Source organism: Roseibium salinum, assembly GCF_026240905.1.
Lineage (GTDB): Bacteria > Pseudomonadota > Alphaproteobacteria > Rhizobiales > Stappiaceae > Roseibium > Roseibium salinum.
In genome coordinates this window covers 387688-413913 of record NZ_JAPEVI010000003.1, presented here as the reverse complement: position 1 = coordinate 413913, position 26226 = coordinate 387688, and the positions used below count along the sequence as shown (strand labels likewise).

Sequence of the window (26226 nt, the reverse complement as noted above, 5' to 3'; positions counted from 1 at the left end):
CTACGGAATGACATACTTCACCCAGACTGCCCACCCGAACGAAGCGACCGGCTGGCGCTCGCCCGCGGTTCTCCTGATGATCATGGCCGGGGCCATGCAGCTGTCCTTTGCGGCCTGGTGGAACCTGATGAACAACTTCGCGGTTCAGGAGCTGGATTTCACCGGCCGGGAAATCGGCATTCAGCAATCGATCCGCGAGATCCCGGGCTTTCTGAGTTTCCTGGCCATCTATCTGCTTCTCATGATGCGCGAGCAGACGCTCGCCTATGTCTCGCTGCTGCTGCTCGGGATCGGCGTTGCCGTCACCGGCTATTTCCCCACCGCCATCGGCTTTTATGTGACCACCCTGATCATGTCGATCGGGTTTCACTATTACGAGACGATGGCCCAGTCGCTGTCCCTGCAATGGCTGCCCAAGGCGACGGCGGCGGCGAGCCTCGGCAAGATCATCTCGGTCGGCGCCTTTGCGCAGTTGATCGCCTATGGCGTCATCTTCGTCGCCTGGAAGATGTTCGACCTGTCCTTCACGGTCGTGTTCGCGATTGCGGGCGGCCTGTCGCTGGTCGTGCTCGCCTTCCTGATCATGGCCTACCCGCATTTCCGCGAAGGTGTCCCGCAGCACAAGAAGCTGATCCTGAGAAGGCGCTACTGGCTCTATTACGCCCTCACCTTCATGGGCGGTGCCCGCCGGCAGATCTTCACGGTCTTTGCCGGCTTCCTGATGGTCGAGCGTTTCGGCTATGACGTTCATGAGGTCGCCGGGCTGTTTCTGCTGAACGGTGCATTCAACATGGTGCTCGCCCCCAAGATCGGCAGGCTGATCGTCCGCTTCGGCGAGCGCAAGGCGCTGATCCTGGAATATGTCGGCCTGATCCTGGTTTTCGTCAGCTATGCCTTCGTCACCAACGCGACCCTGGCAGCCAGCCTCTACGTGATCGATCACGCCTTCTTCGCCATCGCGATCGCCATGAAGACCTATTTCCAGAAGATCGCCGACCCGGCCGACATCGCCCCGACCGCGGGCGTCGCCTTCACGATCAACCACATCGCGGCGGTCTTCATCCCGGTCCTGTTCGGCCTCATCTGGCTCGTTTCCCCGGCCGCGGTGTTCCTGGCGGGTGCCGGCATGGCGGCGGTCAGCTTGCTTCTGGCAACGCTGATCCCCAGCAATCCGGAAGAAGGCAAGGAAGTCGACTTCTGGTTCCGCAAGCCGGCGGTTCAACCGGCGGAGTGAGCGGGTTCAAGCGCGCTGAGACGTGGATCCTGATCGAAGGGCGGTTATCCGCCCTTCGTCATTCTGGACGAGTGCCGGCAAACACGAAACCCGCCGGAGTGCCCCGGCGGGTCACCACCAAATCAGCTGCTTCTGGAGACTTCTCAGGCCTGCCGCTCCGGCACATGGACGACGAGGCCGTCCAGCTCGCCTGTGACCTTGATCTGGCAGGAAAGGCGCGAGGTCGGCTTCACGTCATAGGCAAAGTCGAGCATGTCCTCTTCCATCGGTTCGGCAGTACCCGTCTTCCCCGCCCAGGCATCGTCGACATAGACATGGCAGGTCGCGCATGCGCAGGCCCCGCCACATTCAGCCTCGATGCCCTGGACCATGTTCTTGATGGCATTTTCCATCACCGTGGAACCTTCGGTGGCGTCAACCTCGGTCCGGGTTCCATCAGCGTCTATGAATGTGATTTTCGGCATACGTCGCGTCCAGGCCTTACATTTCGGGTTCAGCTGCCCCGACATAAAGCTTCCTTGGGAAAGGTCAAGGACCGTGCCGTTTCAACGCGGCAATCTGCCCCGAAATTGCTACCCGATCAATTCGCGAGCGCGTTCGTAGCCTGTGAACCTTTTAGCCTTCCAGCAAGTCCCGGATGTACCGGTTTGCCTCATCGACCGCGGCAATCAGCCCTTCGGTGGCCGTATCCGACGTGGATTGCATTCTGACTTCCAGGTTTTCGCACACCATGGCGACCCGTTCAGCGCCGATCGCCCGGGCGGAGCCCTTGAGCGTATGGACCAGATCGAGACGCACGCCGGCGTCGTTCTCGCACGCCAGCCGTTCCAGAGTGGTCGAGGACTGCGATTTGAAAAGATGCAGGACCTGGACCTCGAGATCCCGGTTTCCAAGGGTGTTCGTAGCCAGTTGCACCAGATTGATCGGTGCTTCGGGTCCGCCGCGACCGGCAACGCGGGCCATGGATGAAGGGGCCATGCGGGTGCTCCAAACTCTACGCAATACATGCCTGACGGCACCCTGCCGCAAGCTATGATTGAGTAAGTCTGTGCCGAAACACCCAAACACCGGGTTAAACCGGCGCGCCAGACCGGGCATTGAGGCCAATGTCCCCAAAAAATTGTTTTTTTGGTTAACGCGCGTTAATTCAGGTTGCCAAACAGTCTTAAAAAATTCCTTGCAAATCCGCCATTTTCCAAATTGTTAAAATTTTAACGACCTGATTCGCCGTTAACTTTTTTTGCGGATTTCACTTGCCGACAGCGCGTCGATCGCTGCAGGCGTCAGCTTGCAGACCAGCCAGTCGGGCTTGATTGGGTTGGAAAACCAAGGCTCTGCCCAGCCTGCATCGATGCAGGCCCGGATCGTGCGGGTCGGAATTTCACGGCCGTTGTCGTCGAAAAGAGGCAATTTCCCCCCGGCTGGTCGAGCCCTTTCCGCAACCAGCGCTTTTGCGGAGCCGTTAAACTTCCCGCCTTGAGCGCAACCGCTTCCACGGTTTCGCGGCCATCTTCCTTTGCGTCAGCAGGCTTTGATTCAGCCATTCAAACCGCCCCCTAAGTGACTCAGGCTATTGCTGTTTCTTGTCGGTTGGGAGAGATTGTGCCATTACAGTTACTGATGCGGCAAGGTGGGGAGTGAACCGTCGAACGGAAAGTTCGCGGTCGGTCAGCGGCGGCCCTCCTCAAGACAGACATTTGCAGCGCCGTTCAGGCGAACCGCGACTGCAACCAGTGGCGCATCGGGTGGAAACTTCAAGAAGCTGCGCCAGCAGCTCGGTCGAGTTACCGGTGTGTAGTGAGTACGGACGTGAGGCGACTCTAAATGGCAAATCCGACAAAGGCGAAAGACCCGGCGGAAGCAGCGCTGTCGGCGGTTGAAGAGGCCCTGAAGCTTGATTTCGGCGGCCCTGAAACTGCAAAGGATGCGGCGGCCGAGGCAGGTGCGACTGCGGAAACCGAACCGGCTCGCAGGCCTCAATCGACAGGATCGTCGCAGCGCGACGAGCAGCGTCAGGCCCGGCGCCGTGCGGGGCGCAGCGGACGCCCGCCCGCAGCCAATGACGACCGCCGGAACATCGGCAACCTGATCTATGCCCTGCAGCGCCGTCCGTCCTCCGCCCCCTTCTGGGGCGCCCTCGCCCTGAGCGCGGTCTGGGCGGCCCTTGGAAGCAGTCTCTTCCTGACCACCTTTTCCGATCAGGTGAACGCACTCAGCGATGCGCAGTCCCTGGTCAACTCGCCCGAATTGATCCTGGGGGCCGTCGGCATCGTCGTGCCGATCATCTTCTTCTTCGTCATGGCCATGATGATCTGGCGCGCGCAGGAAATGCGCATTGTCGCCCGCGGCATGACGGAAGTCGCCCTGCGGCTGGCCGAACCGGAAGACATGGCCAAGGAATCCATTCTGAGCGTGGGACAGGCCATCCGCCGCGAAGTTGCGGCCATGGGCGACGGTATCGAGCGCGCGATCGCCCGCGCCAGCGAACTGGAAGTCCTGGTTCACAACGAAGTGTCGTCGCTGGAACGCTCTTATAACGATAACGAGCTGAAGATCCGCGGCCTGATCGACGAACTGGTCAGCCAGCGTGAGTCCATCGTCATGAATGCCGAAAGGGTGCGCGAGACCATCGCCGGCGCACACGAAAGCTTCGCTTCACAGCTTTCCGACACGTCTGGTGAACTGGGCACCACCGTCGATCAGGCGACCCAGCGGATGATCGATGCGGTCAACAGCCGCGTGGAGGAACTGACTTCCACCGTGGATTCGCGCATTGAATCCCTGGGTGCCACCCTCAATGCCTCCGGCAGCGAACTGGTGGAATCCCTGACGGTGCGGGCGGAAGACTATGTTTCGCGCCTGTCGACCACCGGCAGCGAACTTGTCGACAACCTCGCCGAAACCGGCTCCACCATGTGGGAGACGCTTACGGTGCGCGGCAACGAGGTGAACGAGCGGTTTGCCGAGACGGCCAACACCTTCGTCGAGACCCTGACCGCCCGCAGCGGCGAAATCGACGCAACGCTGACGGCCTCCAGCACCTCCGTCATCGAAACCCTGAGCAACAAGGCCGACGAATTCCGCTCCACGCTGGAATCCACGGGCGCTTCGGTCGGCGACATCATCACCCAGCGCGGTGAGGAGATTAACGCCAACCTGTCCCTGACTTCCGGACGCCTGATCGACACCATCACGTCCCGCACCGAGGATCTGGTTTCCACGGTCGACAGCCGCGTGACCTCTTTGGACGAGTCCCTGGCCGAAACCGGGAACCGGGTGGTCGAGAGCATTTCCGAAAAGGGCCAGATGGTTACCGACACCATCTCCATGCGCGGAGCGGAAATCGTCGACACGCTGTCCAGCCGCTCCACGGAAGTCGCCGAAATCCTGCGCGGCACCGGCGAAAGCATCGTGGTGGATCTCTCCCTGCGCGGCGGCGAGATCGCGTCCAAGCTGGACGAAACCGCCGGTTCGCTCACGCAGACCATCTCCGTTCGCGGCGGCGAGCTTGCCGAAAAGCTCGATCACATTTCCGAGCGCATCTACACCGCCATCTCCATCAACGGCAGCGAGCTGGACGAGCGTCTGGCCGCCCGCAGCAACGAGATGGCGTCGATCCTGGAGCAGCAGACCATCGACTTCCGGGAAACGCTGGAAGGCGTTTCCGGCCAGTTTGCGGCCAATCTCGGCGAACAGACCGGCGCACTCACCCAGACACTTGCCGAAACCGGTACCCAGCTTGCCGAACTCATCGGCAGCCGCGGCGACCGGGTCGCCGGCGAGATCAACCAGATCAGCGGCAAGATCGCGGAAACGCTGGAAACCCGCGGCCAGGCTTTGCAGGAAGGCCTCTCCACGCGCCTGTCGGAGCTGGAGACGATCGTCACGGACCGCGGCGGCCAGCTGATCGACGCTTTCGACACCAAGACCCTTCTCCTGTCCGAAGCGCTCGACTCCCGCCTGTCGACCCTCGACACCACCTTTGCCACCCGCATCGACGCGATGGACGCCTCGCTCGGCGACCGGATCGCCTCCATGGACGCGTCCCTGGATCAGCGGTATTCGGCCATCGATACGACGCTCAGCGAGCGCATCAGCACCATGGATTCGTCCCTCGAGCAGCGTTTCTCCTCCATGGATGCCACACTGAGCGACCGCATCAGCACGATGGATGCGTCTCTCGAGCAGCGCGTCTCCTCCATGGATGCCACGCTGAGCGATCGCATCTCCACCATGGACAATTCGCTGGAACAGCGGTTCTCCTCGATGGACACGTCCCTCGTCGACCGCATCTCCACGATGGATGCTTCGCTGGAGCATCGCGCCCTGACGATGGACACATCCCTCGGCGAGCGGATTTCCACCATGGATGCCTCGCTCGGCAGCCACATCAACACGCTCGACCTCTCGCTGGACCAGCGCACGGCCGCCTTCGAGGCAACTCTGGAGACCCGCACGCAGATCCTGTCCGACGCCATCGATCAGCGCACGGCGGGCATCAGCGACGCCCTGGAAGAAAAAACCCGCAGCATCACCGATGTTCTGGCGGACCGTTCCGACGCCATCACACTGCAGCTCGGTCAGCGCATCGAATCGGCCGGCAATACGCTGGCGGAACGTGCGGAAGAGATCGGCCAGTCCCTGTCCACGCGCGTCGATGAAGCCGCAGGCTCCATGGCCGAGAAGGCGGAGCTTCTGTCGGCTTCCATGACCAGCGGCACGGAGCGCATCGACGAGACCCTCGACGCGCGCGCGCGCCAGATCTCCGAGACCCTGATTTCCCGGACCAGGGAAATCGCCGAGGCCTTCGTCTCCGGCCAGGACGAAATGACATCGGCCCTCGACACCCGCCTGACGGAAGCCGGCAACGTGCTGGGCAAGCAGAGCGAACAGCTCACGGAGTCGTTGTCCGAGCGCATCGCCGAAATCAACGTGTCCCTGGGTGCCAAGGTGTTCGAGGTTGCCGAAACCCTCGACACCCGCGCAAGCCAGCTGGAGACGCTGCTCAACGAGCGCCTGGAAAGCATCACCGGCACCCTCACCGGCGAGAGCGAGCGGGCGCGTGACATTCTCACCGCCGTCATCTCCGAAGCCGGGGCAACGCTGTCCACCGAAAGCACTCAGCTGCGCGACGTGATTCAGGAAGCCGTTACAGCGGCGGTTCAGACGCTCTCCGACGAGCGGACCAAGACCGTCGAGATCGTTGACGGCGCCCTCAGCCAGGCAACCGAGAAACTCACCGGCGAAGGCGACCGCATGCGCCAGATCGTCCTCGGTTCCGTGGGCGAGGCCCGCGGCGTGCTGGTCGGCGAAAGCCAGAAGGCGGCCGATGCCGTTACCTCTGCCATGCAGCAGGCAACCACCTCCCTTTCCGGCGAAAGCAGCCGGATCCGCGAGCTGGTTCTTGCCGCCGTCGGCGAAGCTGCCCGCGCCATGGCGGCGGAAAGCGAAAAGGCCCGTACGCTCTATGCCGGCACGCTGGCGGAGTTCTCCGGGTCCCTGACCGGCGAGAGCGACAAGGTCCGCGGCGAACTCTCCGGCCTGATCGCAGAGATTTCCGGCAACCTTTCCGCCGAAAGCGAACAGGCACGCCTGACGCTTGCAAAGACGCTGGAAGAAATGCGCGGCCAGATGTCGAGCGAGGCCGGCATGGTCCGGGCCCGCGTCAACAGCGCCGTCTCCGAAGCCTCCGAACTGCTGGTCAGCCGCGGCAACGAAGTCGCCAACGAGCTGCTTGAAAAGGCAAATTCCCTCAACGAGGCGTTCGGCGCCCGCTCCGGCGAACTTGCCAAGATCGTCGGCACGGACGGCAACGAGCTCATCAGTGCCATCGAATTGCGTGCGAACGACCTCACCGGGCGTCTCTCGGAGGTGCATGGCGCAATCCTGGAAGCCATCACGGTCAAGGGCCGCGATGTCACCGATACCTTCGCGCATACCGGCCTCGATGCCACCCGCTCGCTGGTGGAAGCCGGCGATCGGATCGTCGCCAGCATCAACGAGCGCAGCGAACAGGCAAGCAGCCTGCTCACCGACACCAGGCAGCGCCTGGAATCGGATGTCACCGAGATCCTCAACAAGATCGAGACCTCCAACACCAACTTGCAGAGCATTGTCGCAACCGCCGGCGAGAACCTCACCGAAGTGGAAGGCAACCTTGCCCGCCGCGCCGGCGAGTTCCGCTCCGCGGTCGACCGCGCCGTGACGGAGACCAACTCCACAACGTCGCTGATCACCGAACAGGTCGGCAATCTGCGCGATGTGACGGAAACCACCCTGGCGGATATCCAGAACCTGACCGGCCGCTTCGGCGACCAGTCCGAGGAGCTCACCAAGGCGGCCCGCCATCTGGAAGAAACCAACCGGTCCGTGGAAAGCCGCGTTTCCGAACGCCGCACGGCGATCGAGGAAGTGGCCGATACGCTTCTGGCCAAGACCGAAGCCGTCGACACGCTCATGCGCTCCTTCACCCAGACCCTGTCCGAGACGCTGGAAACAGCCGACGACAAGGCCCGCGATGCAGCAAACATGCTGAGCGCGGCGGCGGAGGCAGCCACCAAGAAGGTGTCGGAACAGTTCGAGTCCATGCGCCTTACCGCAGGCATGGAAGGACAGAAGGCACGCGATGCGATCCGCGCGGCCCAGGACGACATCGTCGCCGAAATGGCCCGTACGGTCAGCGATGCCTCCGACCGCTTCAACGACGCGGCAACCCGCATGCGCGACGTTGCCCGCGACGTCCACCGCGAGCTGGAAGCAACCCGGAACGAGCTGAAACAGGGCGTTCTCAACCTGCCGGAGGAAGCGGAAGAATCTTCCGCTGCGCTGCGCAAGGTGGTCAATGAGCAGATCCGCGCACTGACCGAGCTCTCGGAGATCGTCGCCAAGCAGTCCAACGCCCTCGACATCTCCCGTCCGCAGGCACAGGTGGCATCGGCCGGAATGGCCCCTGCCCCGCAGCCGGCAGTGGCACAAGCACCGGCACCGGCACCGGCGGCAAGTTTCGCCCCGGCGGAACCGCGCAGTCAGCAGGCCGCACCGGTCAGCGAACCGCGTCAGGCGCAAGGCCGCCCGGCAGAGCCCCGCCGCCAGCCGCAGGCCGACACGGCCGCGCCCGGCGGCAAGGGATGGGTCGCGGATCTTCTTCGCCGTGCATCGCGCGATGAAGATGCCAGCTCGGACACGGACATGAGCCGTACGCCGCTGCAGACCGTCGAAAGCCTCAACTCGCTGTCCGTCGACATCGCCCGTGCGATCGACCACGAGACGTTCATCGACCTGTGGAACCGGTACCGCAAGGGTGAGCGGCACGTCTTTACGCGCCGTCTCTACACGTTGCAGGGGCAGCAGACCTTCGACGAAATCCGTCAGAAGTATTCCCGCGACCCCGAGTTCCGGACGGCCGTGGAACGCTATGTCACCGATTTTGAGCAGCTTCTCGCCCAGGTGTCGCGCAACGACCGCGACAACATGCTGAGCCAGACCTATCTCACATCGGATACCGGCAAGGTCTATACGATGCTGGCCCACGCCAGTGGCCGTCTCGACTAGGAGACCCGCACCAAGACACGAAAGACGGCCGATCGGCCGCCTTTTTTGTTGTTCGGTGTCCGCACGCCATGATCCGGGCTCGCGGCCAGCCCTCCGGCAGTTTGGGTGCAGGCCCGCAAGGCGGGTTCGCTTCGCTCACAACTGACGAGCCGGCTTCCGGATCTGCGCGCAGCTGTGCTGCGCTTGTCCGCAATGACGAGAGGCGCGTGGGCGCCGAAGGTCTCTCATGACAGTACCGTCTTAGGGCGCGTCTCGATTGAATCGAAGCATTTGATGAGGAAGTCTGGTTCACCCGGGTGCGGTGCGATGTCTTGCATCGGCAACCGGCGGAACGACGCCGGTGCACTCCATTTTACCGGTCCGCACTCTAGACGTTCTGCAACGTCCAGGCCGTTATTTCGGTGAAGACGCGGTCGGCGGAAGCGTTCATGGCTTCGACCGCCTGATCGACGGAGGTGCCTCCGGACGGGGTCTGCGCGCTGAACACCTTCGTTGCCACGGTGCGGCCGTTGCGGTCGTTGACCACGCGGGCGAAAATCTCGACGAAGCCGCGGCTGGCGCCGTCCACTCTCAGCTCGAACGACCGGATTTCCGTCTGCAGCTGATAATCGATCAACAGACCTTCGCCCGGCAGCCCGACGCCGCGGAGCCGGCCGGTGTCCTGCAGGGTCTGCGCCAGTTTCGCCTGGACGACGTTCGGCAGGGTATCCGCCCAGGCGGAGTTCGGAAAATAGCTGTAGATCGGCCCTTGATCGACCACGGCAATATGGCTGGTATCCAGCGCCTTGAGGGCGCGCGGCGCAGTGACCAGCACTTGCACGCCGCTGGAGCGGCCGGTGAAACCGCCGCCGGCATCGACGGTGTCGAGTCCGTAGTAGGCAGAAGGTGCGGAACTGGCACAGCCGGAGACGAGGACACCGAAGCCCAGGGCGCTCAAAACGCTCCGGCGTGTCATGTCTGTGGTTGCCTTCGTCATAAGCCCCTGCCCTTGATATTCTCTGTTACCGCCGCCGGCCGCCGGAATAGGTCGGCACATCGTCACCGCCGAAGATCACCCGGCTGGGATTGCGTTCAAGACTTTCCGCAACGCGCTGGAACGACACCAGTGTCCGGTTGAGTTGCGCCACCGCACTGGCGAAATCCGCCGAGCCCTGCGTTGCGAATTTGGCCAGGCCGCCTGCGATGGAATCCGCCCGGCTCTCGAAGGCAACCGCGACCTTGCGGATCGCCTGCGCCGCGAGCGTTGCCTCCTTGATAAGACCCTCCCCGTCGCCCTCGACCATGTCCGAGACCTTTTCGACCAGGCTTTCCACACGCACGGAGGTGGAGTTCAGCGTTGCCGTCATCTGCTTGGCGTCGGTGATGATCTGGTCCACATCAGGCGTCCGCTTGGAAAGATCCGCCGTCATCCGCTGCACATCGTCCGCAGCTTTGCGCGCGCTCTTCAGGATTGCCGGAACCCCGTCCTCCGGATGAGCCAGGTCCGCGGCCGCAGTCTCGACGGAGCCGACGATATTGGCGACCTTTTCAGGATCCACCGCCTCCAGCAGGCCTTCGGCCGTCTCCAGGGTCGTTGCGAAGCGATCTGCCGCACGTTGAACATCCGTGATCAGCGCGGCAATACGGTCATCCTGGCCGCGGACGGTCGCCGACACCTGCTCGAAATTCTGGATCGTGGACTTGGTGGACGCGATGATCTCGTTGATCTGGCCCTGCTGATTGTTGAAGTTGTCGATGATGGTCGAGACCTTGTCGACTGCCTCGCTCACCTGCTGCGGGTCGACACTGGCAACGAGTTCGTCGACACGTGTCAGCGACGCATTCAGCCCGTCGGCGAAGCTGCCGAGCGAGCTGACGACCTGCTCCACCTTGAGCGGGTCGACGGCGGTGGCAATCTCGACGCCGCGGGTCATGATGGTATCGGCCTTCAGAACGATCTCACGCCCACCGTCGATCATGTCGCTGATCGCGCCTTCCTTCTCCTTGAAGGTTGCGACGATGTCGTCGACATTCTGCATGGTCTGGCGGGTGGACACAATCAGCTGGTCGATGTCGCCGCTGCGCTCGTCAAGCACCCCCAGCGCTGCCGCGCCCTTCATGACCCGTTCGACCTCTTCCGGCTTGACCGCCGCAATCACGCCGCGGACCTCTTCCAGGCCATCATTCAGGCCTTTGGTGAACTGATCCAGTTCCTTCGCCGCCCCCTGCGCATCCGCCAGCAGGAGGTCGATATCGTCACTGGCATTGCCGAGGCTTTCGGAGAACCTGGTCAGGTCATCGACGATTGCGGTCACCTTGTCGGACGGAACGGCGGCCAGCAGGCGTTCGCCTTCTTCCACCAGGCTCTCCATCCGAACAGACAGGCTGGAGAAGGATTCGGAGGCCTTGCCGATGCTCGCCATGAAGTCCTCGACGCCGGCGGAATTTGCCGCCAGGGCATCGGAGAAGGTTTCGGCATTGGTGATGATGCGGGTGATTGCCGGCCGGTTCTCCTTCAAGAGATCATCGACCGTCTGCATGGTCGAATCCGCCCGCTTGAGCACATCGCGCGCGCCGTCGACAATGTCGTCGAAGAAGGATCTTTCCGCGTAGAGAACCGGCGTCTCGCCTTCCTCGACGTTTTCCAGCAGCAACGGAGAGTCGGACGACCCACCGCTCAGATCGACATAGGCAACGCCTGTCAGGCCGGTGAAATTCAACGTTGCCTTGGAATCCTCGCGCAATGGGGTGTCCGGCCTGATGCGGACGGTCGCAATCACCTTGGCCGGATCTTCCGGTGCAAATCCGAGCGCACTGACGTCGCCCACCTTGATCCCGTTGAACAGGACCTGTCCACCGACCGGCAGCCCCGTCACCGGACCCGGAAACACGATCTTGACTTGCACGTTCTGCCGGGACTCGGCGGTGGCGGCAAGCCAGTATACAAAGCCGAACGCACTGATCAGGATGGCAACCATGAAGGCACCGATCAGGATATAGTTCGCGCGGGTTTCCATTCAGTCCAACCTATGCTCGGCGCATTGCCCGTTCACCCCTGAAATAGGATTTAATCCAGGGATCGTCGTTTTTCATCATGTCGTCCAGTGTTCCGATGGCCAAAACGCGTTTTTGCCCAAGAACTGCAATGCGATCGCAGATAGAGTGAAGGCTATCGAGATCGTGTGTCACCATATAAACGGTCAATCCAAGGGTCGAACTGAGTTTCGCAATCAGCGAATCAAAAGCCGCCGCCCCGATCGGATCGAGTCCTGAGGTCGGCTCGTCCAGAAACACCAAATCAGGATCCAGTGCAAGGGCGCGAGCCAGGCTCGCCCGTTTGACCATGCCGCCGGAGAGTTCGGAGGGCAGCTTGTCGGCAGCGTCCTGCGGCAGGCCGACAAGTTCCAGCTTCAGTGTTGCCAGTTCATCCATCAGCCGCGGCGAGAGTTTCAGATGCTCGCGCATGGGAACCTGAATGTTCTGCTTCACGGAAAGCGCTGAAAACAGGGCACCTTGCTGGAACAGCACCCCCCACCGGCGCTCGATTGTCTTGCGCTGCTTTTCGCTGGCCGATGACAGGTCGTGGCCGAAAACCGATATCGACCCCGCCCGCTTGGGCGTCAGTCCCAGTATCGCGCGCATCAGCACCGATTTGCCTGTTCCCGAACCGCCGACGAAGCCGAGCACCTCGCCCCTTTTGACGTCGAGATCGAGATTCTGAAGGATGATCTTGCTGCCGAAGCCGACGGTAATACCTTTGACCGACAACACGTTTTCGGCGTCGTCCTCCCGCGGGGCATCGTTTTTTTCGAGCTCTTCGGCTTCACTCAGCGGCATGAGATCGGGTCAAACTCCAATGGCTGCAAAGAAAATGGCGAACAGGCCGTCCACGACTATAACGAGAAAAATGGCCTTCACCACAGACATGGTTGTATGACGCCCGAGCGATTCGGACGAGCCCTCGACTTTCAATCCTTCCACGCAAGCGATCAGGCCGATAATCAGGGCCATGAAGGGCGCCTTGACCAGGCCGACGACCATTGTCTCGACTGTGATGGCCGCCTGCAACTGCGTCAGAAACGCCGCCGGGGGTATGTCCAGATACATCCAGGTGATCAGCCCCGCGCCGAACAGGGCGGAAATGTCGGAAATGAACGTCAGGATGGGCAGGGAGATCATCAAGGCCAGGATGCGCGGCAGCACCAGAACCTCGGTCACGCTGAGGCCGATCACGTGCAGGGCGTCCACCTCCTCCTGCATGCGCATGGAGCCGAGCTCGGCCGTGAACGCCGACCCGGACCGGCCGGCCACCATGATGGCAGTCAGGATCACGCCTATCTCGCGCAGGATGAGGATGCCCGCCAGATCCACGACGTAGATATCCACCCCGAACTGCCTCAGGTAAAAGCCGCCCTGCTGGGAGATGATCGCACCGATGAGGAAGCTCATCAGGGCCACGATCGGGACGGCACCGATGCAACTGCGGTCGAACTGGACGGCTATGGAGATGCTTCGCAGGCGCTTTGGCTGCATCAGCACCGTGGAGAGGACCAGGCCGAGCGAGCCGAGAATATGCAGCATGGCAAGACCGTCCTTGCCCGCATCGACCACCTCGCGCCCGGTATCCTCCAGGAATCCGACGATGGAAAAACCGTCCCGGTCCGGCTTCCATCGCGGCGGATGATGGCGCTCAATTTCGGCAAACAGTGTCTCGCGCACGGGTGTCAGGCCGGTCAGATCGACCCTGCGCCCTTCGAATTCCAGCCGTCCGCGGACGCGGTGGATCAGCCAGGCGCCGCTTGTATCCAGATGCTCCACTTTGGAAACATCGATACAGGTCAACCGGTCCATCGCGACTTCGAGCCTGCCAAGTTCCGCCTCCGCATCGCCGATGGTGCTGACGGTCCAGTCACCGCACAGGGCCAGAAACTGGCGATCGGCTCCATCCGCCTCCAGATGCATCTCCGGCGCAACGTTTTTTTCCAAGAATGCCATTCCGGCTGGCTGCCCTCTTGCCGCTGGTTCGATATCCCCCGTATACCTGATGGAGAAGTCTATTACCAACCCGTCGTAATCACGACAGGACGGTATAACCTCCTGTAACCACTTGGAAGCTCAGTTCATGGAAATTGCCCGCCCCTACCTTCTGTTTCTTGGCGACGTTCCCGATGCACTGGCGGCGAAGACCGCAATCGGCATCGTGGACTGGCGCAAGGACTGGTGTATCGGCCAGGTACGTCTTGAAGGCTGTGCCGCCGACACCGGCCTGCCGGACATGTCGGTCCCGGAAGGGGCTGCCGCCGGGGCCAGGACCTTCATCATCGGAGCAGTGAACGCCGGCGGACGCCTGCCAGACCACTGGGTCGCCTCGGTTGTCGAGGCCCTTGATGCCGGCATGGACGTCGCCTCCGGTCTTCATGTGCGCCTGAGAGACATTCCAGCGATCAGGGATGCCGCGGAACGAAACGGCCGCCAGCTCCACGACGTGCGCCACAGCACCATGTCCTTCGACACCGGCAAAGGCAGCAAACGCCCCGGCAAGCGCATTCTTGCGGTTGGCACGGATTGTTCCGTCGGCAAGAAATACACTGCCCTTGCCATGGACAAGGCCATGAACGAACGCGGCTATAACAGTTCCTTCTGCGCCACGGGGCAGACGGGGGTCTTCATTTCCGGCCGCGGCGTCTCGCTCGATGCGGTGATCGCCGATTTCATTTCCGGCGCCGCGGAATGGCTGTCCCCGGCAACGCAGGAAGATCACTGGCAGATTATCGAGGGACAGGGCTCGCTGTTTCACCCTTCTTTCGCCGGCGTGACGCTCGGACTTCTTCACGGCTCCCAGCCCGACGGCTTCATCGTCTGTCATGAGCCGACCCGCACCAGGATGCGCGGTGTGGAGACGCCCCTGCCGACGATCCAGCAGGTGATCGACCTGACCATCCAATGCGGACGGCTGACCAATCCGGATATCCGCTGCGTCGGCATTGCGGTGAATACCGCTGCGCTCGGCGACAGCGAAGCGCTCGCCTATCTCGCCAAGATCGGCGAACAGCACGGCCTGCCGGCGACCGATCCGGTGCGCTACGGCATGGATGTCTTTGTCGACAAGGTCTCCGCCGAATTTGGTGCCCCATGACTCTTTCTGTGAACGCCGCAGCAGAACGCTTTGAAATTGCGGGCGGATTCAAGATCTCGCGCGAAACGAGAACCCACGCGCAAGTCGTCGTCGTGACCTTGACCGACGGCGAGCATACCGGCCGCGGCGAATGCGTTCCCTACCCGCGCTACGGCGAGACGCTGGAAAGCGTTCAGACCCAGATCGCGGACATCGCCGCCGTGCTGAGGGATGGTCTCACCCGCTCGGCGCTGCAGGAGGCGATGCCGGCGGGCGCGGCGCGCAATGCGGTCGATTGCGCCCTTTGGGACCTGGAAGCCAAGAAGGCCGGCAAGTCCGCCGCCGAACTTGCCGGGGTCGGCCTGTTGAAGCCCGTCACCACGGCATTCACCATCAGCGTCGACACGCCCGAGGTGATGGCGGAAAAAACCAGGGCTGCGGCCCACCGCCCGCTTCTGAAGGTCAAGCTGGCGGGCCCGGGAGACGACGAGCGAGATCGCAGCGGTGCGCAAGGCCGCCCCCGAGAGCACCCTGATCGTCGATGCCAATGAAGCCTGGGACGAAAGCTGCTTTGAAAGAAACATGGCCGCTTGCGAGGCGGCGGGCGTCGCGCTGATCGAACAGCCGCTGCCGTCGAAAAGCGACGATCTTCTGGCCGGGATCACGCGGTCCGTCACTATATGCGCCGACGAAAGCCTGCATCCGGGCAAGAGCGTCGACGGGCTGCGGCGCAAGTACGACGCGGTCAATATCAAGCTCGACAAGGCCGGCGGACTGACCGAGGCCCTGAAGCTCGTGGACCAGGCCAGGAGCCAGGATTTCAAGATCATGATCGGCTGCATGCTCGGCACCTCTCTGGCCATGGCTCCGGCGGTGCTGATCGCGCAGAAGGCGGATTTCGTCGACCTGGACGGGCCGCTTCTGCTGGCCAGGGACAGATCGCCGGGCCTCAGGTTCGAAGGCAGCACCCTCTTCCCGCCGCAACCGGAGCTCTGGGGATAGAGGTCTCGGCGGGAAAGCCCTTCGGACCGCTCCCGGCAGTCGGCTTCCTTCCGCTATGGCCGTCCATACACCGTGTCACCGCGGACCAGCATAGCGCAGAGCCGGGGCCTACTCGCTGATCAGCCTGGAAAAGCGAGCAATGGACACCGAGACCTGTTCAGCGCCGGCATCTTCAGAGAGAGCAAGGCCTGTCTCGAATACGGCGTTCGCCCGGCACGCTGTTAGACGCAAACTGCCTTACCCGGCCGCTTGGAGTGCCGTGTCCATGCACCGGCGCACCAGCGGCGTCAGGGCCAGCATGGCCATTGCCCCGAAGACCGAGACGCCGGCCATTAGGTAGAACGGCATGTCCGGATCCACATCGTAAAGCGCCCCGCAAACGCTGAGGCCCACCGCCATCTGAATGCCGATGGAGGTTCCCAGCAGCCCCTGCCCGGTTCCGGCCCATTTGCTTGGGATAACCCTGGCAAGAATGGCGACCGCCCCCAGATGCGCCGCACCGAAAGTGAAGGCATGCAGCAATTGCAGCGCGGCCATGGCGGCCAGCGTATCCGCGAACGGGAACAGCGACCAGCGGAAGACGGCTGCAATGCCCGCCACCAGCAGGAAGACCGGCGGATCGAACCGGTGCGCCAGTTTTCCGGCAATGGTGAACAGCGCGATTTCGGCAACCACGCCGACCGCCCACAGGGAGCCGATGGCGAAGTCCGGCACGCCTTTCGCCTGCCAGTACAGCGTGCCGAAGCCGTAAAAGGCGGCATGGCTGGCCTGAAACAGGCCGAGAACGGCCAGCACGGGCCAGAACCAGACGCTCTTGAACGGCGCCGTCGGGGTTTCCCCGCCTTGCTCGTCCCCGGGCTCTTCACGCCGCTGCGGCGGCATCGACATGGCAACAAACCCCGTTGCCAGGGAGGCCAGCGCGATGAGGGCTAGAATGATCCAGGAGGTCGCCTGGGCCGCCAGCGCGCCTCCGGCCAGGTTGGCGGCCACGAATCCGGCCGATCCCCACAGCCGCATGCGGGCATAATCGGTGCCGGTGTTGCGTGCGACGTCCAGCGCATAGGCATCGCTGAGCGGCAGGACGGGCGCCTTGAACACCATGTAGCTGATGACCGCAGCGCCGGCCACCAACAGGCCGCCGGGAAGGGCAAACAGCGCGACGGAGGCCGCACCGATCAGGGAATAGATCAGGATCGACAACCGCCTCTGCCCGGTTCTGTCGGACAGGTTCGCAAGGAGAGGGCTGGCGGCGATCCGCAAAATCGTCCCCACTCCGAGGACAAAGCCGATTTCGGCGGGACTTATGCCCTGAAATTCCAAGACCACGGGAATGAACGGCAGGAACAGGCCGAATCCGAAGAAGTGGCACGCAAACAGACCGGCCACTCTCTGGCTGAGACTTGGGGAAGGTCTTGGCATGAAAAATCCAACCGGACGCTGTTCTGGAGCGGGACGAACACCGGGTCCGCCACGAAATGGACAAACCCGAGACTCGCTCTAAAGGGATGTTAACGAATTTCGCCTTACCTTGGCAGGGAAGTTGTCCGTGTTACGGCAACAAACGTCACCTAGGCAAGTTGAGATTCGCGTCCATATGAAAGCGGAAACAATACAGGAAGAACCGGAGCTGATCGGCGAAGCCGAATACCAGACTCTTGAACAGACCCTGATGGAATCCGATCGCGGACGTCGGTTTCTGACTGAGTTTCTCAGGCGCAGAAAGACGCCGGAAACGACCGAGATCCTGACCGCGATTCAGCGGCTCGAGAAGGTCGTCACCCGCCAGCGGAAAGTGCCGGATCTCGACAAGATCCGCCTCGACATCGCCGACATGCACGAAGCGATCGAGCGCACCAAGGCGGAAATCGCCAATATGAAGGCGGAAGAGGAAGCGAACAACCGCTTCGCCGACGCCTCTCTGGAACTCGATGCCATCGTCACGCAAACCGAAGGGGCAACCCAGACGATTCTGGAAGCGGCCGAGCAGATTCAGGAACAGGCCTGGATCCTGCGCGAAAACGGTGCCGATTCGGCGTGCTGCGACGACATCGATGCGAAGGCGACCGAGATCTTCATGGCCTGTTCGTTCCAGGATCTGACCGGACAGCGCACCAACAAGGTCGTCCAGGTTCTGCGTTATCTGGAGAGCCGCATCAACCTGATGATCAACATCTGGGGCATCGAGGAAGTGGATGTCGACGCGACCGCCGGACCGGTCGACACGCGTCCGGATGCCCATTTGCTGAACGGCCCTCAGCTTGCGGGCGGCGTTTGCCAGAACAGCGTCGACGAACTGATGGCTGCCAGTCACGACGTCTTTAACGCTGCCTTGAAGGAAACCAATGGCGATGCGGCAATCGAGCCGCCTGCGCTGACCAAGTCAGGTTCTCACGCCAGCGAAGCGGATGTGGACGCCATCATGGCCGGCGGCGGCGAGACGATGGATGCCGCCTCGATCGACGACATGTTTGCCTCCGCTCCTGCCGCGGAAGCAGGCGAAGCGGCCCTGGCCGACGACGACGCGTTCTCCGACCCCGAAGCCATGCTTGATGAAGCGGCGATCGAAAAGCTGTTCGACAGCGCAGTCGGCGCGGCAGAGGATGAAGCCGAGGCCGACGCCGAATGGGAAATGGCCGAGGAAACCGCGGGAGACGACGATCCGCTCAAGCAGCTCTCCGAGGCCGAACGCCAGGCTCTCTTCAACTGATTTCCGGCCCGGTTTCTGCAGTCCAACCCGCCCGAAACCCGGGCGGGTTTTTCATTTGTCCCGGGCAGGATCCCCGTCAGATCGCCATGACGATCCGCCCATCGATCGCGCCGGCTTTCATGCGGTCGAAGATGCTGTTCACGTCGTCCAGCGTCTCTTCCGTGTAATGCGCCTTCACCTTGCCCTCGGCGGCAAAGGCCAAGCCTGAGGAGCGAGATTGCTCGCGTCTCGAAGGATACCCGGCACGGATGAGGTCTTGTACCTCGCTTGTCGGCTGGAAAGGCTTCGAACGGATGCCGGCAGGCCCCGCCAATCAGCGCGAAAGGGCGCGGATCAGCATCTGCGGGTCGATATTGCCGCCGGTCAGAACGATGCCCACGGTCTTGCCTTTCAACGGCAGTTTGCCCGCGAGCAGAGCGGCAAGGGCAACGGCCCCGCCCGGCTCGACCACGAGCTTCAGTTCCGTGAAGGCGAAGGCGACGGCGTCCAGGGCTTCCTCGTCCGAGACGGTCACGGCTTCGCCGGCCAGCTCGCGCAGGATGGAAAAGCCGATCTCTCCCGGAGATTCTGACAGAAGCGCATCGCAGACCGACCCGGACCTGGCGGCATTGGACTGGGGAGTGCCTGCCTGGAGGGATCTCTTGTAATCGTCAAAGAGCTCCGGCTCGACCGTGTGAAAACGGGCCGCCGGTGATTGGTGTGCCAGCGCCAGGGCGATGCCGCTGGAAAGCCCGCCGCCACCGGTCGGGGCCAGCACGTCATCGAGCTGAACGCCGAGCGCCGCAGCCTGGTCGGCCAATTCCAGTCCGACGGTGCCCTGCCCTGCGATCACCGCAGGATCGTTGAAGGGATGGACGAGGCGCGCGCCTGTTTGCGCGCAGAGCCGGGTCGCAATCGCGTCCCGGTCTTCCTTGTCCCTGTCATAGGTCACGACAGTCGCCCCATAGCCGCGCGTGCGCTCCAGCTTGATCGCCGGCGCGTCGGCAGGCATCACGATGGTTGCCGGCATGCCGAGCAGCCGGGCGCTGGCGGCAACGCCCTGCGCATGGTTCCCGGAGGAGCAGGCAACCACGCCGCGCGCGCGTTCCGATACCGGGATCTGACTGAGGCAGTTGAACGCGCCGCGAAACTTGAAAGACCCGCTACGCTGCAGGTTTTCCGGCTTGATGAAGACCCTGGCCCCGGTCCGCTCGTCCAGCAGGGGGTGACGCAGGAGCGGTGTCAGCAGCGCTTCGCCGCGAAGGCGCCCGGCTGCCGCCTCGATATCCTCAAACGATACGGCTTTGCCGGAAAGCGCCGGGCCAGCAGATGTTACGGGCTGAGACTGTGTGTCCGTCATCGGGGTTCACTTTGCAGAAAATGTTTGTCACGGGGGCATCCGGGACAGAATGCGGCCGGTGAAGCCGCACTTCATTGCGGATGCTCTCTTGCCCTGAAGTGATTTCACAGGAAGACGGGCGGTTCCAGCCGGAAATTGTCCGGGTGGCAATTTAGGGAATGCGTTATTCCGCCGCCCTGGCCTCTGCGATCATGCTGTTATGCAGATCCCGGGCCGCGATGCAATTGTCCAGGAACTGGCGGGCACTGGCGGCCCAGGTGTAGTTCATGGCGATCTTCCGGCAGTGCTCGCGCGGAATGTCCAGCGCGGCTTCGGCCGCCTCCCGCAGGTCCTGCGACAGGACCCCGGCGCCGGTATCCCCGATGACATCCAGCGGCCCCATCACCGGATAGGCCGCGACGGGAACGCCGCAGGCCAGCGCTTCCAGAATGACATTGCCGAATGTGTCGGTCAGCGAGGGAAATACGAAGACGTCGGCGTCGGAATAGTACCGGGCAAGCTCTTCCCCCACCTTCGGCCCGGTGAAATGGACATCCCGGTACTCGCGGCGCAGCGCCTCCAGCTGGGGACCGCCGCCGACGACCACCTTGGACCCGCCGAGCTTGAGATCCAGAAACGCCTCAATGTTCTTTTCAACCGCCACGCGGCCGACATACATGAACACCGGACGCGGCAGGTCCTCGGGCAGAACCGATCCCTCATAGGGCCGGAACAGCTCCTCGTCGACACCCCGCGACCAGCGCATCAGGTTCAGGAAGCCCCGCTCGCGCAGGTCCTGTTCCAGCGACCGCGTGGCCACCATGCAGCCGCTGCCGGAATTGTGAAACTTGCGCAGCCAACTGTAGGACCAGGAGAGCGGAACCGGCAGCCGGGCCGAGACATATTCGGGAAAGCGCGTGTGATAGCTCGTGGTAAACGGCCGGCCGTCCTTGCGCGCGGCGCTGGCCGCCAGCAGTCCCAGAGGGCCTTCCGTGGCAATGTGCAGGTGCTCGCAGTCGAAGGCCTCGATTTTCCGGCGCACGATGCCGCGATGGGTCAGCGAAAGACGGATTTCCGGATAGGTCGGGCACGGAAGGGTCTTGAAGGCCTGCGGGGTCAGAAATTCAACGCGTATTCCGATGGCTTCGAGCTCTTCCGCCGTGCGCTCAATTGAGCGGACGACGCCGTTTATCTGAGGATGCCAGGCATCCGTCACGATCAGAATGGAACTCATGCGGCGACCGCGGTTTCCCTGGACTTCGCCGGCACGGCTCCAGTCTGGGTTTGCTCCACCCATCGGATTACCTCAAACGTACCATCATGATGCTCGGCAACCGCCGTGCAGCTTTCCACCCAATCCCCGGTATTTATGTAGTGAATGCCGTTTATATCATGGTCGGCGGCGTGGTGTATGTGGCCGCAGATCACCCCGTCGACACCGCGGCGGCGCGCCTCGTCGGACAGGGCCTCCTCGAACCGGCCGATGAAGCTGACGGCGTTCTTGACCTTGAGCTTCGCCCAGGCCGACAAGGACCAGTAGGTCAGGCCGAGACGCCGGCGCAGCACGTTCAGCCACGTGTTGACATGGAGCGCGGTCACATAGGCCTTGTCCCCGAAGAAGGCCAGCCACTTGGCATGGCGGATGACGACATCGAACTGGTCGCCATGGATAACCAGGTAGCGTTTCCCGCTGGCGGCTTCGTGGACGATGCTGTCGGTCACTTCCACGCCGCCGAAATGCGTGCCGAGGAAATCGCGCAGAAACTCGTCGTGATTGCCGGGAATATAGATGATCCGGGCACCCTTGCGGCCCTTGCGCAGGATCTTCTGCACCACGTCGTTGTGAAGCTGTGGCCAGTGCCAGGAACGCTTCAGGCGCCATCCGTCGGCGATGTCGCCGACGAGATAGATCGTTTCCGCATCATTGTCCTTCAGGAAGTCGAGCAGCATGTCCGCCTGGCAGCCGCGCGTGCCAAGATGGACATCGGAAATGAACAATGCCCGGTAATGCCGCGATGTCTGTGCTTTAGACATAGCACTTCTCCAGTTTCCCGTTGGGGTGCTTTAGACGCGATTCAGGTATCATTATTATGACAGGGCCCGCGCCCTCCCGAATCGCGGCCGCAGACCGGAGCAGGGATCAGGCTCCGGGGCACGGTCATCGCTCCTGCCGTTTGACACTTCCCTGCTCCCCGGCCACAAAGTGCCCGGACCGGTTCGCAATTCAAAGGAGACCACCGATGCATCTGGGCATTGAAGGCAAGAAGGCGATCGTCTGCGCATCCAGCCGCGGCCTCGGACGAGGCTGTGCGGAAGCGCTTGCGGAGGCAGGCTGCGAGATCGTCCTGAACGGACGCGATGAAGCCGTGCTGGCGGAAACGAAATCCGCCATCGAGACGGCGTACGGCGTCAGGGTTTCAACCGTTGCGGCCGATGTTTCGACCCGCGACGGCCAGGAGGCTCTGCTGGAGGCCTGCCCTGCTCCCGATATCCTGATCAACAACAACGGCGGCCCGCCCCGCCGGGATTACAGCGAACTGGACCGGGAGGCGATGCTCCAGGGTGTCATCCAGAATTTCGTGACGCCGATCGAACTGATCCAGGCCGTCACCCCGGGCATGAAGGAGCGCGGTTTCGGCCGGATCGTCAACATCACCTCGCTCTCGGTCAAAATGCCGATCGAGGGGCTTGACCTGTCCAGCGGCGCAAGGGCGGGCCTGACGGCGTTTCTCGCCGGCGTCAGCCGCCAGCTCGCCCCGCACGGCATAACCGTCAACAATCTCCTGCCCGGCAAGATGGACACGGACCGGCTGAAGGGCGGTTTCGAACGCACCGCAAAGCTGGCCGGAAAGTCCGTCGACGCGATCCGCGCCGAACAGGCCGCCGAAATCCCGGTCCGCCGCTTCGGCAATGCTGCCGAATTCGGCCAGACCTGCGCCTTCCTGTGCTCGACGCACGCCGGTTACATCACCGGCCAGAACATCCTCATGGACGGCGGCCTCTATCCGGCGGCCTTTTGAGAACGGGCAAGCGAGGCTCCTGTCGCGGCCTGGCTTGCTGACAGGTTTTCCAAACACATGCCGGACCGCTCCGCCGCGGACGAACGGTTGGCTCATCAGCATGGGCGGGAGCATGTCTCCCGGCCGTTAGATCGCCGACAGTACCTCGAACGTCATCCCGGCCAAGCGCAGCGCGAGCCGGGATCGGAGAGGCTCAGGCCGTCGCCTTCTGTCCGATAGACCTCGGCTCGCCGATCCCGGATCTTCGCTTCGCTGCGTCCGGGAGGACGAAAGAGAGGAAGTGCTTTTTCATGAACTTAGGGCCGGAGCGTGTGTCCCGGCCGTTAGGTCGCCGACGGAACCTCGTTCGTCATCCCGGCCAAGCGCAGCGCGAGCCGGGATCGGGGAGCCCCAGGCCGTCGCCTTCTGTCCGATAGACCTCGGCTCGCCGCCGGGTCTCCGCATCGCTGCGTCCAGGAGGACGAAGGAGAGGAAGTGCTTTTTCAATAAAACTTAGGGCCGGAAAGATCTCCCAGCCCTTTGATGTCTAACCTCTGAGTGGGGATTAGAACTTGTAACGCAGCGAGGCGGCAATGATGTTCACGTGGCTGTCGACCTCTCCCGAGTAAGTCCCGAAAGTCGCGTTGAAGTCCTGATGGTTGGAATCGATGTTGATATCCGTCGATTCCGGGATGATGTGCGTATAGCCCAAATCGAATGCCAGGTGCTCATTGAGGTTGTAGCTTGCACCGGCGGACAGCCACCAGCGGTTGTTATCCGGCAGGCGGGTGGAACGGATTTCCTCGTCGATCGGAGAAATCTCATATCCCAAACCGGCGCGAAGGGTCAGCTTCTCGTTGAAATCATACTCGCCACCAAGCGAGAAGAACCAACCGTCATCGTAGTTGAACTCCAGCGTCGTCAGGGTTGCGCCGGTGGCATCCGAAATCGCCCGCGGGGCCTTCAACCGGCTCCAGTTGGTCCATTCAACAGTTCCGAGCAGACGGAACTTATCGGTGACCTGCTGGCTGGCCGAGAAATTGACCATGTCCGGCGTAATGACACCCAGGCTGACCGCGCTCCGCGTCCCGCTCAAAAAGAGATCGCCTTCAAGAGTATGAGAAACGCCTGAACGATAACCGAGACCGAATTCGGTCCCTTCAAACGGCCTGACGGTCACGCCGGCTGTCACGCCAAAGCCGACATCGTCGCCCGATACTTCGTTCGACCTAGCAAATCCTGCGGACGTCGCGTCGGCAGATTTCAGGCTCACATCGAGATATTGCACCTGAACGCCCGCTGCGACCGAGATCATATCGTTGAACTGGTAGACGATATTCGGATTGACGTTGAGCGAGAAGACCTTGGACGAGCGCGAATAGAACTGTGCCGCCCAGTTCTGTTCCGGCTTGGTGGTCAGACCGAAGGGTGCATTGACGCCAACACCGAAGACCCACTGGTCGTTCAGCCGGTACGCTGCGTAGCTCGCCGGGACCCAGGCGTCGGCTGCGATGTCACCGCTGCCAACCGAAGACGTACCCAATCCGCCGCCCGACAGGGTTCCATTGATTTCAGAATAGGGAATGATAAACGAATTGTGCGCTTCAACTGTCAGTCCCTGCTGAGCGCCGATGATGGAAGCCGGGTTCCAGAACATCGAGGATATCGAGTCTCCTGACGTACCATATCCCGCAAAGGACATGCCCTGATAATAGGCGCTCTGCTCACGCAGTGCGAAACCGCCTGCAAATGCAACATTTGCAACCAGAGATAGTGCTATCGTTGTAGAGGTAAGTAGTACCGACTTGTTGACTGCCCACGACATATAGTTTCCTCCCATCCCGAGCCACCGGATGTTTCAAGTGATCTGGGAACAGGTTTTTCAGAAAACCGGCCCATTTCAAGGCCATAATGGGCTGTGGACGTTGGCGTGAAACCATGCTGCATTGCAATATATCGAGTATTCCGAGAGTCCGGTCCTAGGCCGGCTCAGCAAAACAGAGAAAAAGCGCCCCTGCGGCGCCTGTTTGTCACGGCACTGACACATGCTGGCTCTTTTGCCTAAAAAACAGGCAAAATTGCCCACACCTTCCGATAACGTAAATATGCTCCCGAACGTTGCGGCGATGCCACACGTCTCGTTGGGGAACATGCATGGACTGCGGGATGGATTCGCGGCGCCGGGCCGCTGACGCGAGACGCTCAGGCGGCCCTCCATGGGGTTCAACCACCCTGCGGAGCCCGACTGCAGTACATGTGCCGCAGCCGTGAAGAGTGCCGATTGCAAGGGGCCCGGGTTGTAGAGATCAGCCCCTGCCGTCCCGAGCCTCCATGAAGCGGCGCATGGCGATCTCGCTCCAGGGAGCCAGCCGCTCTCGTGCCGCAGTGTTGCTCTCGTAGATGCGCATGCTGATCGAATTCTTCTCCGCAAGTTCCCCCAGCACGATCGCCGCGTTTTCCCGCAAGGCGTTCAGAACGTCGTCCGGATAGTTCTTGATGGTGACGCCGTCCTCTTCCCGGAGCAGCTTCAGGCTGCCGGCGTTCTCCCAGTTGCTTTCCGCCAGCGACCGGGCGTTTTCGGCCCGGCAGGCCTCCAGAACGATGATACGCAGCTCTTCCGGCAGGCCGTCCAGGGCGACTCGGTTGAAGATCGCCTCGCCGGTGCCGTTCGGTTCGTGGAACCCCGGCGTGTAGTAGGACTTGGCGACCTTGTGAAAGCCCATGGCGCGGTCGGACCACGGACCGAGGAATTCGGTCGCATCGAGGACGCCCGATTGCAGCGCCTGGAACAACTCGCCCGGCGGAAGGCCGACCGGCGTCGCGCCGAGCCGGCGCATCACCTCGCCGCCAAGCCCCGGCATGCGGATTTTCAAGCCCTTCAGGTCCGCCAGGCTGTTGACCTCTTTCCGGAACCAGCCGCCCATCTGAACGCCCGTATTGCCGGCCATGACGGGTTTCAGGCCGAACGGGGCATAGAGCTCGTCCCAGAGCGACTGTCCGCCGCCCTGCTCGATCCAGGCGATGTGCTCATGGGGCAGAAGCCCGAACGGGATTGCAGTGAAAAAGACCGAAGCAGGTATCTTGCCCTGCCAGAAGAACGAGGCCGTATGGGCCATCTGGGCGGTGTTGCCGGAGACGGCTTCGAAAACGCCGAGCGCCGGCACCAGCTCGCCCGCGGCAAAAAGGCGGATGCGGAACAGCCCGCCGGACATCATCTCGACCTGGTTGGCAATCCGCTGCGCGGTCACGCCGGGCCCCGGCAGGTTCTTTGGCCAGGACGTCACCATCTTCCACTCGATGGTCGCCTTGTCCTCCTGCGCG

General features: G+C 62.3%; 17 protein-coding genes and 2 pseudogenes. 6 read left to right on the top strand and 13 right to left on the bottom strand.

The genetic code is table 11. The annotated features are described in order from the left end of the window. Positions 1-7: 7 nt before the first annotated feature. Positions 8-1234 carry an MFS transporter gene (locus ON753_RS06365; protein WP_265961734.1) on the top strand — a complete coding sequence of 409 codons (1227 nt, stop codon included), beginning with the start codon at positions 8-10 and terminating at the stop codon, positions 1232-1234. A gap of 143 nt (positions 1235-1377) precedes the next feature. Here ON753_RS06365 and ON753_RS06360 read toward each other — a convergent pair whose 3' ends face one another. From ON753_RS06360 to ON753_RS06350, 3 genes are all read right to left on the bottom strand, one after another. Then, positions 1378-1698 carry a 2Fe-2S iron-sulfur cluster-binding protein gene (locus ON753_RS06360; protein WP_265961733.1) on the bottom strand — a complete coding sequence of 107 codons (321 nt, stop codon included), beginning with the start codon at positions 1696-1698 and terminating at the stop codon, positions 1378-1380. Positions 1699-1849: 151 nt separating this feature from the next. After that, positions 1850-2212: an Hpt domain-containing protein gene (locus ON753_RS06355; protein WP_265961732.1), complete on the bottom strand. Its 363-nt coding sequence runs from the start codon at positions 2210-2212 to the stop codon at positions 1850-1852. Positions 2213-2464: 252 nt separating this feature from the next. Continuing rightward, positions 2465-2644 carry a hypothetical protein gene (locus tag ON753_RS06350; protein ID WP_265961731.1) on the bottom strand — a complete coding sequence of 60 codons (180 nt, stop codon included), beginning with the start codon at positions 2642-2644 and terminating at the stop codon, positions 2465-2467. A gap of 414 nt (positions 2645-3058) precedes the next feature. Here ON753_RS06350 and ON753_RS06345 point away from each other — a divergent pair, with 414 nt between their 5' ends. Next, positions 3059-8785 (top strand): apolipoprotein A-IV repeat region-like domain-containing protein, encoded by a 5727-nt coding sequence (locus ON753_RS06345; protein WP_265961730.1) that lies wholly within the window; start codon positions 3059-3061, stop codon positions 8783-8785. A 367-nt stretch (positions 8786-9152) separates the two neighbouring features. Here ON753_RS06345 and ON753_RS06340 read toward each other — a convergent pair whose 3' ends face one another. Genes ON753_RS06340 through ON753_RS06325 form a run of 4 tightly spaced genes read right to left on the bottom strand, consistent with a single transcriptional unit; the run spans position 9153 to position 13759 of the window. Beyond that, positions 9153-9740: an ABC-type transport auxiliary lipoprotein family protein gene (locus ON753_RS06340; RefSeq protein ID WP_265961729.1), complete on the bottom strand. Its 588-nt coding sequence runs from the start codon at positions 9738-9740 to the stop codon at positions 9153-9155. Positions 9741-9786: 46 nt separating this feature from the next. After that, on the bottom strand, positions 9787-11781 hold the full coding sequence (locus ON753_RS06335; protein ID WP_265961728.1) for an MlaD family protein: 1995 nt from the start codon (positions 11779-11781) through the stop codon (positions 9787-9789). A 10-nt stretch (positions 11782-11791) separates the two neighbouring features. Next, positions 11792-12601: an ABC transporter ATP-binding protein gene (locus tag ON753_RS06330; protein WP_265961727.1), complete on the bottom strand. Its 810-nt coding sequence runs from the start codon at positions 12599-12601 to the stop codon at positions 11792-11794. A 9-nt stretch (positions 12602-12610) separates the two neighbouring features. Further along, positions 12611-13759 (bottom strand): ABC transporter permease, encoded by a 1149-nt coding sequence (locus ON753_RS06325; protein WP_265961725.1) that lies wholly within the window; start codon positions 13757-13759, stop codon positions 12611-12613. Between the two features lie 127 nt (positions 13760-13886). Here ON753_RS06325 and dgcN point away from each other — a divergent pair, with 127 nt between their 5' ends. Both dgcN and dgcA read left to right on the top strand, forming a co-directional pair. Then, positions 13887-14900 (top strand): N-acetyltransferase DgcN, encoded by a 1014-nt coding sequence (gene dgcN, locus ON753_RS06320; protein ID WP_265961724.1) that lies wholly within the window; start codon positions 13887-13889, stop codon positions 14898-14900. Then, positions 14897-15881: pseudogene (gene dgcA, locus ON753_RS06315) on the top strand (N-acetyl-D-Glu racemase DgcA). The gene dgcN and the pseudogene dgcA overlap by 4 nt, the downstream one beginning before the upstream one ends. Before the next feature lie 237 nt (positions 15882-16118). Here dgcA and ON753_RS06310 read toward each other — a convergent pair. After that, complete coding sequence (locus tag ON753_RS06310) at positions 16119-17300, bottom strand: MFS transporter (RefSeq protein ID WP_265961723.1); 1182 nt, start codon at positions 17298-17300, stop codon at positions 16119-16121. A gap of 175 nt (positions 17301-17475) precedes the next feature. Between ON753_RS06310 and ON753_RS06305 the strand changes: the two genes are divergently transcribed. Next, complete coding sequence (locus ON753_RS06305; protein WP_265961721.1) at positions 17476-18588, top strand: protein phosphatase CheZ; 1113 nt, start codon at positions 17476-17478, stop codon at positions 18586-18588. Positions 18589-18901: 313 nt separating this feature from the next. On the opposite strand, the gene ON753_RS06295 is transcribed toward ON753_RS06305, so the two are convergent. The 3 genes from ON753_RS06295 to ON753_RS06285 all read right to left on the bottom strand — a co-directional run bounded on the left by ON753_RS06295 (position 18902) and on the right by ON753_RS06285 (position 21940). After that, positions 18902-19927 carry a threonine ammonia-lyase gene (locus ON753_RS06295; RefSeq protein ID WP_265961720.1) on the bottom strand — a complete coding sequence of 342 codons (1026 nt, stop codon included), beginning with the start codon at positions 19925-19927 and terminating at the stop codon, positions 18902-18904. 163 nt (positions 19928-20090) lie between these two features. After that, the gene (locus ON753_RS06290) at positions 20091-21140 is read right to left on the bottom strand and encodes a glycosyltransferase family 4 protein (RefSeq protein ID WP_265961719.1); all 1050 of its coding nucleotides are present in this window, start codon (positions 21138-21140) and stop codon (positions 20091-20093) included. Then, positions 21137-21940, bottom strand: a complete 804-nt coding sequence (locus ON753_RS06285) for a UDP-2,3-diacylglucosamine diphosphatase (RefSeq protein ID WP_265961718.1) — start codon at positions 21938-21940, stop codon at positions 21137-21139. Before ON753_RS06285 ends, ON753_RS06290 begins: the two co-directional genes overlap by 4 nt. 206 nt (positions 21941-22146) lie before the next feature. Here ON753_RS06285 and ON753_RS06280 point away from each other — a divergent pair, with 206 nt between their 5' ends. Beyond that, positions 22147-22926 carry an SDR family oxidoreductase gene (locus ON753_RS06280; RefSeq protein WP_265961717.1) on the top strand — a complete coding sequence of 260 codons (780 nt, stop codon included), beginning with the start codon at positions 22147-22149 and terminating at the stop codon, positions 22924-22926. Positions 22927-23470: 544 nt separating this feature from the next. Here the strand turns inward: ON753_RS06280 and ON753_RS06275 are convergent. Together ON753_RS06275 and ON753_RS06270 are read right to left on the bottom strand one after the other, a co-directional pair. After that, positions 23471-24730: an OmpP1/FadL family transporter gene (locus ON753_RS06275; protein WP_265961716.1), complete on the bottom strand. Its 1260-nt coding sequence runs from the start codon at positions 24728-24730 to the stop codon at positions 23471-23473. A 481-nt stretch (positions 24731-25211) separates the two neighbouring features. Then, positions 25212-26141 (bottom strand): annotated as a pseudogene (locus tag ON753_RS06270) (TRAP transporter substrate-binding protein); the annotation flags it as partial. Positions 26142-26226 lie beyond the last annotated feature (85 nt).

What these genes read in the sequence shown, in the direction of transcription:
- ON753_RS06365 (WP_265961734.1), top strand. Translation starts at nt 8, where the DNA reads ATGACATACTTCACCCAGACTGCCCACCCGAACGAAGCGACCGGCTGG.
- ON753_RS06360 (WP_265961733.1), bottom strand. Translation starts at nt 1,698, where the DNA reads ATGCCGAAAATCACATTCATAGACGCTGATGGAACCCGGACCGAGGTT.
- ON753_RS06355 (WP_265961732.1), bottom strand. Translation starts at nt 2,212, where the DNA reads ATGGCCCCTTCATCCATGGCCCGCGTTGCCGGTCGCGGCGGACCCGAA.
- ON753_RS06345 (WP_265961730.1), top strand. Translation starts at nt 3,059, where the DNA reads ATGGCAAATCCGACAAAGGCGAAAGACCCGGCGGAAGCAGCGCTGTCG.
- ON753_RS06340 (WP_265961729.1), bottom strand. Translation starts at nt 9,740, where the DNA reads ATGACACGCCGGAGCGTTTTGAGCGCCCTGGGCTTCGGTGTCCTCGTC.
- ON753_RS06335 (WP_265961728.1), bottom strand. Translation starts at nt 11,781, where the DNA reads ATGGAAACCCGCGCGAACTATATCCTGATCGGTGCCTTCATGGTTGCC.
- ON753_RS06330 (WP_265961727.1), bottom strand. Translation starts at nt 12,601, where the DNA reads ATGCCGCTGAGTGAAGCCGAAGAGCTCGAAAAAAACGATGCCCCGCGG.
- ON753_RS06325 (WP_265961725.1), bottom strand. Translation starts at nt 13,759, where the DNA reads ATGGCATTCTTGGAAAAAAACGTTGCGCCGGAGATGCATCTGGAGGCG.
- dgcN (WP_265961724.1), top strand. Translation starts at nt 13,887, where the DNA reads ATGGAAATTGCCCGCCCCTACCTTCTGTTTCTTGGCGACGTTCCCGAT.
- ON753_RS06310 (WP_265961723.1), bottom strand. Translation starts at nt 17,300, where the DNA reads ATGCCAAGACCTTCCCCAAGTCTCAGCCAGAGAGTGGCCGGTCTGTTT.
- ON753_RS06305 (WP_265961721.1), top strand. Translation starts at nt 17,476, where the DNA reads ATGAAAGCGGAAACAATACAGGAAGAACCGGAGCTGATCGGCGAAGCC.
- ON753_RS06295 (WP_265961720.1), bottom strand. Translation starts at nt 19,927, where the DNA reads ATGACGGACACACAGTCTCAGCCCGTAACATCTGCTGGCCCGGCGCTT.
- ON753_RS06290 (WP_265961719.1), bottom strand. Translation starts at nt 21,140, where the DNA reads ATGAGTTCCATTCTGATCGTGACGGATGCCTGGCATCCTCAGATAAAC.
- ON753_RS06285 (WP_265961718.1), bottom strand. Translation starts at nt 21,940, where the DNA reads ATGTCTAAAGCACAGACATCGCGGCATTACCGGGCATTGTTCATTTCC.
- ON753_RS06280 (WP_265961717.1), top strand. Translation starts at nt 22,147, where the DNA reads ATGCATCTGGGCATTGAAGGCAAGAAGGCGATCGTCTGCGCATCCAGC.
- ON753_RS06275 (WP_265961716.1), bottom strand. Translation starts at nt 24,730, where the DNA reads ATGTCGTGGGCAGTCAACAAGTCGGTACTACTTACCTCTACAACGATA.